The following is an 8,054-nucleotide window of genomic DNA, read 5'->3' on the forward strand; positions in this document are numbered from 1 at the left end:
CAAAGAGCTTTATTGTTTGCTTTGGCCTTGCTTTTTTGAACAGTTATTCATCACATTAACTGTTTTGTTAGTTTTAATTGCTACTGCAGGAGTTGCTATTTTAATTTGTTTGAAGACCTTATCAATTCCAGCGTATTGAAATGGGATTCTTTATTTTATTTATTAGCCACATACAGCCTAATAATCTATTTGTAAAATCTGAACGAATCATATTTATCTCAAAACAATTTTTTAACTTTGAAAACTTTTAATTTTGCATGTATTGTTCTTTTATTTCTTCTTATTTTTAATTTTTACTGTAGTTGTGCAAATAACATCTTTAAAAATACCTATCAATTATGCGCGCAATCAAGTGCAAGACTAAAAGTCCATGGCAAAAAAGTTAATTTCCGTTTCCAGGAAAGTTGTCGGCAAAAAATCTTACTACTTCTGTAAATTTTGTATTCCCAATAACTCCTGATAACATCTGAAAGGTTGTACAATAAAGCAGATGCCAAAATAACTGGCATAACTCCTGCACTATTAATTTTTAATGGAATGTAGCTTTTTCCTTGCACTTGATTGCGCGCATAATTGATAGGTATTTTTAAAGATGTTGTTTATAACAACTACAGTAAAAATTAAAAATAAGAGAAGTAAAAGAACAATACATGCAAAATTAAAAGTTTTCAAAGTTAAAAAATTGTTTTGGAGATAAATATGACCTGTTCAGATTTACAAATAGATTAATTAGGCTGTGGCTCATCAGAACAACAATTAAAATAGAAGTCCCATTTCCAATACCTTTGGAATTGATAAGGTCAGCAAACCAAATTAAAATAGCAACTCCTGCAGTAGCAATTAAAGCTAACAAAAACAGTTGGCTTGTACTTATTGATGTGACAAAAAGTTTTGAATAACTGTTCAAAAAAGCAAAAGATTGCTCAAAAAGCAAACAATAAGGCGAGACTACGTGTTAAAAGATTAAGTTTGCGTTTGCTCCAGCTGTCCTTGGTCTTTCCATTCGCGACAAATAGGAAGAAGTTTTTGCAAAAATTGCACTACAATGGAAGAAGTGATGTAAGGAGGATTCCTGAATCCAAAAGAGTACCAGCATTTATGAAAACCCCAAAAAGTTTGGACAAATCAGTGAGTATTAATATAATAATAAAAGGAAGAGGCCAAGAAGTTCCTAAACAAACAATAGAAATAATAAATAAGGTAAAAAAGATTTGAAACATTAATTTACGATTGCCTAAAAACTAATTTTTTTAATTGACGTTTCATCTTTAAATTACCTCTATATTTCGCACCAACTGCTAAAATGGCTGCTTGAGCTTGTTTGGAGAATTTTGGAAGCTTTTACGACTAATTTTTTAGTGAGAGTTCCTTGCGCCAAAGCTTTAATACCACATAATTGGTCTTTTTAATTATTTTTTTTTTTCTAACAATAATTGAGGAGTAACGCTTGCGGCGGCATCTTGAGGAAAGGTTTCTAGAGTTTTAAGGTTAAGAAGGGCGTATCTTTTTGGGCAAAGTTGTGAAATCCTCTTTAGGAATTCTTTGAAAAAAAGGGATTTGTCCGCCTTCAAAGCCAGGACGCAAAGTTTTTCCTGAACGTGCTAATTGTCCTTTTGTGTCCTTTACCAGAAGTTTTACCAGTGCACTACAGGTCCCGTCTGCTAAACGTTTAGTGGATTTACGAGCATTATTGATCGGTTTTTTTTGGTGTATTAATAACAACATTATTTTTGCTCCTTTGTATCAAAAACTTTTCAACTACAACAAGATGACTGATGGTTTTAATCATTCCATGGATGGCTGGAGTGTCATCTTTAATAACTTCTTGATTGTTAATTTTTTTCAAACCTAGACAGTGAGCGGTTTTAATTCTGATTAACACGACAAGCAATAAGGCTTTTGGTAAGAGTAATTTTTAATTTCATTGTTCTTTTTTTCGCTATATAAAGTGATGCTTCTTAATTTAGCTACTTTCTTCTTTAGTGCGTAAACTTTTGTAATCCATCCATTACTGCTCTTATTACGTTAATAGAGGTGCGTGAACCAAAAGTTTTAGTAAGAACATCATTAATGCCTACTAATTCTAAAATAGTTCTAGCAGCTTTTCCTCCAGCAACAATTCCAGTTCCTTTGGAAGAAACATGATTTAAAAAAAAAAAAAAAAAAAAAAAAAAACTTAGACGCTCCAAAAACGTCCAATAGTGTCATGAGGAATAGTAGTTCCTGTAATAGGAATGCGAACTAATTGTTTTTTGGCTTTTTCTAAAGCTTTTTTAATAGCTTCTACAATTTCTTTAGCTTTAGCGGTGGCGAAACCAATTTGCCCTTTTTACCCTTCGCCAACAACTACCAAAGCAGAAAAACGCAAAAACGAGCACCGCCTTTAACTACTTTAGTAATACGATTAATTTTAACAACTTTTTTCTTCTAAAGAGGGGCTTTTTTGTTAAATTCTTTCTTTATTGCTTTCATTTTGCTTTTTCTCCTTTAAAACTGCTCAAGCCTGATTTACATTTCATCCAGCTAAGGCTTTGATTTTTTGCCGTGATACAAATACCCTGATCTATCAAAAACAACATTTTTAATGCCTTGGGCTAAGGCTTTTTAGCGATACAAGAGCGCCTACTGCTTCAGCGGCTTTGATGTTGGATCCCAAAACATTGGCTTCTTTTGCTGGTTGCTGCATAGTTGTTTGTTGGGTGTCATCAATTATTTTGCACATAAAGAAATTTATTAGATCTAAAAACATTTAAACGTGGTCTTTGTGATGTGCCTGAAACAATTTTTCTAAGGCGAAGATGACGTTTTACCGAAGCACGTTATAGGATTTTTGGTTATCATAACTTATTTTTAGTCCTTTCTTGTTTTTTTAGCGCTTTTCCCAGCTTTTTGTCTAACGTATTGTCTGTAACAGCGGATTCCTTCACCTTTGTAAGGAGTTCTGGTTTACGTAGTTTTTACTGATTTTTTGACGCTTAAATTCGCCAGAAATACGAGATTGTTTGTCAATTCCTTTGATAACAATTTTTCTGTGTTTTTGCTAACTACCACTTCTAGATTATCATAAGAACGGCAACGCTTACAGGATGAGAAAAACTACAAAGATAAAATTAGTTGTTTATCTTTAGCGTTTGAGCCTGATAAGCTAACCCTACAATTTTACGCTTTAAGTTTCTGCTACGCTTTCTACCATATTGGAAAGTAAAGGATTCAAAAAGCGGGAATTTTTTTCATAAAAATTTCATCATTAGGGCGTTTTACTGTACAGATTTGTTTCTTTCTGCCAGTGATTGTTAATCTGCATTAAATTCGATATTCTGGTCTTGCCTTTAGGTCCTTCAACTGAGATAAAATTTCATTCTCGATATCAATCATGCAACCGTATTAGGGACTTCAATTGCTTTGTTTCTACGCGTGACATAATTTTCTCCTTTATCTCCCTTTAACTACTTTTGATTTGGCAATTAATTACCAATATATTTAAAACTTCGCCACCAACTTGAGAAAAGGCGAGCTTGAGCGTCTGTTAGAATTCCTTCAGCAACAGAAAACTGCCCGCTCAACTCCAAACTAAACATAGAAAAATTTTAGGAATTTGTTCTGCTGATTATCTTAAACTCTAAGTCACGGTTTAAAACTCTTTTTAAGCCTTTAATAACTCTTTCTTTGTTGGGAGCATATTTCAAAACTAATAATTATTTCGCGAGATGACTTTAGGTAGATAAAAAATCTTTAATAAAACCTTCTTTTTTTAAAATGCTAAAATTTCTAATTTTAACTTAGGAAGCAGGTACTAACACTTTTAGAGCCTTTACATTGATTGGCATGAATGCGGCCAAAGAGCATCATGTTAGTATTCATTGGTGTTCATATTGAGCCTTTTTACCTTTACTAACCAGTTTTTTTGATCAGTAATTTCTTTGATGAGCTAATTGCCTAAAAATAATGCATGTGTGAAATGCTTTAATTCTACATTAATGTATTCAAAAAAAAGTGGTCTTCTCCATCAATAGAATTCTGTTTTTTAAACGTACAGGTGATGCTTAAGAAAGAAATTTGAGACAACCCAACATAGTCAGCTTTTTTTTTAAGTTCTAAGCGTAGTTTTATATATTTTAGCAAACTAGTCTTTGTTTTTGATTCATGATTTTTGATTTTTAGCCATAAGTACAGTTCCTTAATTTTTAAACGCATACCATGAAAGTTTCAAAAGCTTTTCTGGCTTGAGTGTTATTTTTGGCAGTGCAGTTACAATGATGATATCCACGTGCCACAATTTTTTAACTTTGTCGATACACTTTGAAAACGATTTGTTCTTTTTAATCCTAGAGCGTAATTACTCTCAAGGTCAAAAGATTTACCAGAAATGCCTTCTAAAAATCTTCTTACGCGTGGGAAAAACTAAACGAGTTAGTTTGTATAAAAACGCCTCTTTGCGGGTTCCTCTTAAAGTCACTTCTCAGCTCCAATTGGCATGCCTTCACGTAATTTGGAAATTAGAAATAGCTTTTTTGGCTTCTTTAGTGATAACAGGGATTTGTCCGCTTAATAATTTTAATTCTTCTACTACATCATCCAAAACTTTAACATTAAAAATAGCATCGCCTACGCCCATATTGATGACAACTTTTTTCTACTTTTGGGACTTGGCATAACGGATTTATAATTAAAAGTCGTATTAAGGTGGCAGTGATTTTTGGAATAGTCTAGAGTATTTTTCTTTTTTCATTGACATTGATGCAAAGCCTCCTTAATTTTTTTTCGTCTAATGTTTGATTTGATTTTTTAGCATAACGAACTTTTTTACCTGATTGTATGCCTTATTCTACTTTAGTAGAGGAGTTTGTGTTTGAGGGCAAACTAAAGCTACATTAGAAACATGAATGGAGCTTCTTGTTTAACGATGGTGCCCTTTTCTTCGTTTTGGGAAGGGGTTGGTGTTTGGTTTTGATGTTGACACCTTCAACAATAATTTTTTTGAGTTTTGGCAAAAACTTTTAATACTTTGCCTGTTTTAGTCATTTTTTTTACCTGATTCGTCTCGTTACCAAAACGATCTTTGCCAGCTAAAATAACTACTGTTTCTCCTACTTTAATACGTACCAGCTGAAACTTCACAAAACTAATTAAGCAGCAAACCATTGGAAAATTATCACTCAATTTCTAACACTGACCAAAATACGGGTGCCAATAATATTTAAATCTTCTTTTAAAAGTACTACAGCATTGTTGCCAATTTACCTATGAGTTTTATTTTATTGCCTTAGACCTTTTTTGGTGCGTAACAATGACAGCTTTCTAGAACATCAATGTTTTTTTAACCGCGCCCAGAACCTGATTTAACAGTTAGCTTAATAACATTCCGATATTTACATGACTACGACGAGTGCTCTCCAAAACAATTAATAACTAAAACTTCTTAGCACCGCTGTTAATAACTACAATCAACGCTTTTCTCAAGTTGAATCATCCCAAAATCTCCCTACTGCACTCTTTGCATGCAAGAATTTTGAATAATCGAAATCTTTTAGTTTTATATTGTCTTGTTTCCATAAAATTAACTAAATCGCCTGGTTTGGCTTCTTGATTTTCATCATGGACGTGGAATTTTTTCGATTGTTTCACTCTTTTGCCATATAAAGGGTCTTTTTTGTAAATATCAACAATAACAGTAATGGTTTTATCCATTTTATCTGAAAATACTCACCACAAAAGTTTTTTCAAAAATTGCGTTGCATTATTGTTGTTCCTCCTTGCGATAGTTTCTACAGTGTCTATCTAAATCAGGGGTAGTTGGTTGTGGAGTTTGGGCTTTGATTTGCTAAAACAGGTTTGGCAGTGGAAGTGACAAAAGTTGGAGTAGTGGATGTTTGTTGATTGCTTTTTGGGTTAGGATTGTTTTGATGCGAGCAATTGTTTTTTAAGCTTTTTGATTTTGGCAGTGTTGGTGAGTTTGCTTCAAAGCTAATTGAAAACGCAAATCAAACAGTTCTTGTTTTAACTTGTCTACTTTGTTTTCTAATTCTTCTGGATTTAATTTTAAAAAATTTCTTGAGTTTTCATACTAACACCTTTTTTAACGATTTTAGTTTTAATCGGTAGTTTGTGAGACGCAAGTCTTAAAGCTTCCATTTCTACTTTGGAAGAATTAGTGGTGTGTCTTTAACTCTGAACAAAACTTTACCTGTTTTTACCACAGCTACCTATTTTCCAGGTGAGAACCTTACCAGAACCCATCTCTACTTTCTAAAGGTTTTAGTTATGATAGATGTGTTGATCCACTCTTCCAGTTCTTCCATGTATCAAAAAGAATGAATACGATGGGTTCAATCGGTTTACAGTGATGCCATCTTCTTCAGGCAACCAAAGCGTGGTTTCCGAAGCTGGCAAAATAATTGCTTTTACCTTTTGATTTTTCTTCAAAATCAACGGCGGTGAAGACATTTGACGATATTTAGTTCTTTTGGCATTAACATGATTATTGTTGCCTTCCTTTGAAATTGTTGTTGAGGGCGTCTGTTAGAGTATTAGAAGATTTTCAGAAGCACCATTTTAGTGTCTAGAATGTATCTGTCCAAATCCTTCACCGGAAATCCATACTTTAATTCCAAACTCCATGGCAGTGTGGCAGGCCTAAATGAAGAAAGGCAATCGATGTCTGCTCTTAGAGTGGAAAGAACCCGCCTTCATAGATGTCCTTCGCTACGAGCTATTTCCAGCACCGCCCAAACGACCAGAAATTAAAGTTTTTACCCTTTGCACCAGCTTAGGCTTTTTGGATTGCTATTTGAACACGCAAGGAAAAACACATTTATCTTCTAGTTGTTCAGCCATATTTTTGAGCAATTAACAGTTTATGATTTATCAGAGTTTTTAACTACCACGTTGATTAACGTCTTTGGGTAAGTTCGTTGAGTTTTAAAAATCAATTTGCTCGTGTGTAACGTCATCTTTTCCAATAATAACGCCTGGTTTAGCGGTGGACAGAAATAGTGATACGGTTTTTTATTTTTTTCTTTTAGGCGTTCAATGCCAATTTGACTGATAGCACTTTTCATAAAAATGGTTTAGATATATGGATGAATTAAAAATCTTCTTAATTAAATTAGGTCCTTTTGGTTTGCCATAACGCACCAATAGATTCCTGTTCTATCAGCCTAGAATCTTGCCGTTAGATTAGTTTTTTGACCCACTTTTGTTCTTCCTTCTTTGATACCAAAGCTCCAGTTAGTTATTACTAAAGTACAATGTGGTTGGTTCCTTTTAACTATATCACCAGAACCTTGTTTCTGAAACACAATACGTTTAAACGAACTCACAATAGACAAAAAAAACTTTTAATATAAAGTTATACCTACATAGGCATGACTTAAATGATAATACATTGAAGAAAATTAAAAGTTTTAAAATAACGGGAGCAGTTACTTTAGGGAGTAAAAGTTAAAATGGCTTGAGCTTGTGCAATATTTTTTTCCTCGGAATTAAATCAACAACTAAACGTGCTTTTCGAGGGCGATTAAGAACTTTTCAACAATCGCTTTGGCGTTTTGGTTTCATAAAGCGTCTTCTTTCCGGTTTTATTTTTTGGCTTTTTGCATTTTTTGTCTTTTTTGTTATGTCCGCGGTAAGTACGTGTAGGAAAATTCAATTAACTTATGTCCTACCATATTTTTTCTGTAATGTAGACTGGAATGTGTTCATGTCCGTTATAAACAATGATTTTTTGTCCCACAAAAAATAGGCAGTGCGGAGATTTAGAAACCGCGGTGACCAAGTTTCGGGATCACTTTTTTTGTTTTTAAGTTTTTTTTGTTTTTCTATTTTTGCTAATAGATATTGTAACAATAGGTCCTTTTAACTGAACGTATGGCATATTAACAACTCCTTATTTTTTACGACGTCTAATAATTAAGCATTAGATGCTTTTTGCGGTCACGAGTTTGGCCCCACGAGCTTTTTGCCCCAAGGTGTCATTGGTGATTTAACGCAATAGGAGCTCTACCTTCACCACCATGAGGTGATCGTTCAGGTTCATCGCAGAACAACAATACGCC

Annotated in this window: 9 protein-coding genes and 9 pseudogenes; 1 reads left to right on the plus strand and 17 read right to left on the minus strand. The window is 33.5% G+C overall.

From position 1 onward, the window contains the following. Positions 1-332: 332 nt before the first annotated feature. Both ACEW7V_RS02470 and ACEW7V_RS02475 read right to left on the minus strand, forming a co-directional pair. Positions 333-557, minus strand: coding sequence for a hypothetical protein (locus tag ACEW7V_RS02470; protein WP_374695333.1), 225 nt, complete (start codon positions 555-557; stop codon positions 333-335). A 101-nt stretch (positions 558-658) separates the two neighbouring features. Continuing rightward, positions 659-934, minus strand: a complete 276-nt coding sequence (locus tag ACEW7V_RS02475; protein ID WP_374695334.1) for a hypothetical protein — start codon at positions 932-934, stop codon at positions 659-661. A gap of 101 nt (positions 935-1,035) precedes the next feature. Here ACEW7V_RS02475 and ACEW7V_RS02480 point away from each other — a divergent pair, with 101 nt between their 5' ends. Continuing rightward, a complete protein-coding gene (locus ACEW7V_RS02480; RefSeq protein ID WP_374695335.1) occupies positions 1,036-1,215 on the plus strand; it encodes a hypothetical protein in 180 nt (59 codons plus the stop codon). 273 nt (positions 1,216-1,488) lie between these two features. Here the strand turns inward: ACEW7V_RS02480 and ACEW7V_RS02485 are convergent, their stop codons facing one another. From ACEW7V_RS02485 to ACEW7V_RS02555, 15 genes and pseudogenes are all read right to left on the minus strand, one after another. Continuing rightward, entirely contained in the window at positions 1,489-1,725 is a 237-nt protein-coding gene (locus tag ACEW7V_RS02485) for an uL15 family ribosomal protein (protein ID WP_374695336.1), read from the minus strand. Continuing rightward, a pseudogene (rpmD, locus tag ACEW7V_RS02490) lies at positions 1,725-1,925 on the minus strand (50S ribosomal protein L30). The gene ACEW7V_RS02485 and the pseudogene rpmD overlap by 1 nt, the downstream one beginning before the upstream one ends. Next, a pseudogene (locus ACEW7V_RS02495) lies at positions 1,876-2,409 on the minus strand (30S ribosomal protein S5). The pseudogenes rpmD and ACEW7V_RS02495 overlap by 50 nt, the downstream one beginning before the upstream one ends. A 114-nt stretch (positions 2,410-2,523) precedes the next feature. Next, a pseudogene (locus ACEW7V_RS02500) lies at positions 2,524-2,783 on the minus strand (50S ribosomal protein L18). Positions 2,784-2,850: 67 nt separating this feature from the next. Next, positions 2,851-3,398: pseudogene (gene rplF / locus ACEW7V_RS02505) on the minus strand (50S ribosomal protein L6). A 44-nt stretch (positions 3,399-3,442) separates the two neighbouring features. Next, a pseudogene (locus ACEW7V_RS02510) lies at positions 3,443-3,806 on the minus strand (uS8 family ribosomal protein); the annotation flags it as partial. A gap of 163 nt (positions 3,807-3,969) precedes the next feature. Continuing rightward, a complete protein-coding gene (locus tag ACEW7V_RS02515; RefSeq protein WP_374695337.1) occupies positions 3,970-4,194 on the minus strand; it encodes a hypothetical protein in 225 nt (74 codons plus the stop codon). 286 nt (positions 4,195-4,480) lie between these two features. Then, entirely contained in the window at positions 4,481-4,615 is a 135-nt protein-coding gene (rplE, locus tag ACEW7V_RS02520; RefSeq protein WP_374695338.1) for a 50S ribosomal protein L5, read from the minus strand. 347 nt (positions 4,616-4,962) lie between these two features. After that, positions 4,963-5,142 carry a hypothetical protein gene (locus ACEW7V_RS02525; RefSeq protein WP_374695339.1) on the minus strand — a complete coding sequence of 60 codons (180 nt, stop codon included), beginning with the start codon at positions 5,140-5,142 and terminating at the stop codon, positions 4,963-4,965. A 35-nt stretch (positions 5,143-5,177) separates the two neighbouring features. After that, positions 5,178-5,460 (minus strand): annotated as a pseudogene (locus ACEW7V_RS02530) (uL14 family ribosomal protein); the annotation flags it as partial. Between the two features lie 6 nt (positions 5,461-5,466). Continuing rightward, a complete protein-coding gene (gene rpsQ, locus ACEW7V_RS02535) occupies positions 5,467-5,688 on the minus strand; it encodes a 30S ribosomal protein S17 (RefSeq protein ID WP_374695340.1) in 222 nt (73 codons plus the stop codon). 232 nt (positions 5,689-5,920) lie between these two features. After that, a pseudogene (locus tag ACEW7V_RS02540) lies at positions 5,921-5,998 on the minus strand (hypothetical protein); the annotation flags it as partial. 41 nt (positions 5,999-6,039) lie between these two features. After that, positions 6,040-6,203 (minus strand): annotated as a pseudogene (locus ACEW7V_RS02545) (ribosomal protein L16); the annotation flags it as partial. Positions 6,204-7,157: 954 nt separating this feature from the next. Continuing rightward, complete coding sequence (locus tag ACEW7V_RS02550; RefSeq protein WP_374695341.1) at positions 7,158-7,298, minus strand: hypothetical protein; 141 nt, start codon at positions 7,296-7,298, stop codon at positions 7,158-7,160. A 317-nt stretch (positions 7,299-7,615) separates the two neighbouring features. Next, positions 7,616-7,873 (minus strand): annotated as a pseudogene (locus ACEW7V_RS02555) (ribosomal protein S19 family protein); the annotation flags it as partial. Between the last annotated feature and the right edge of the window lie 181 nt (positions 7,874-8,054).

This window comes from Areca yellow leaf disease phytoplasma (assembly GCF_041920595.1).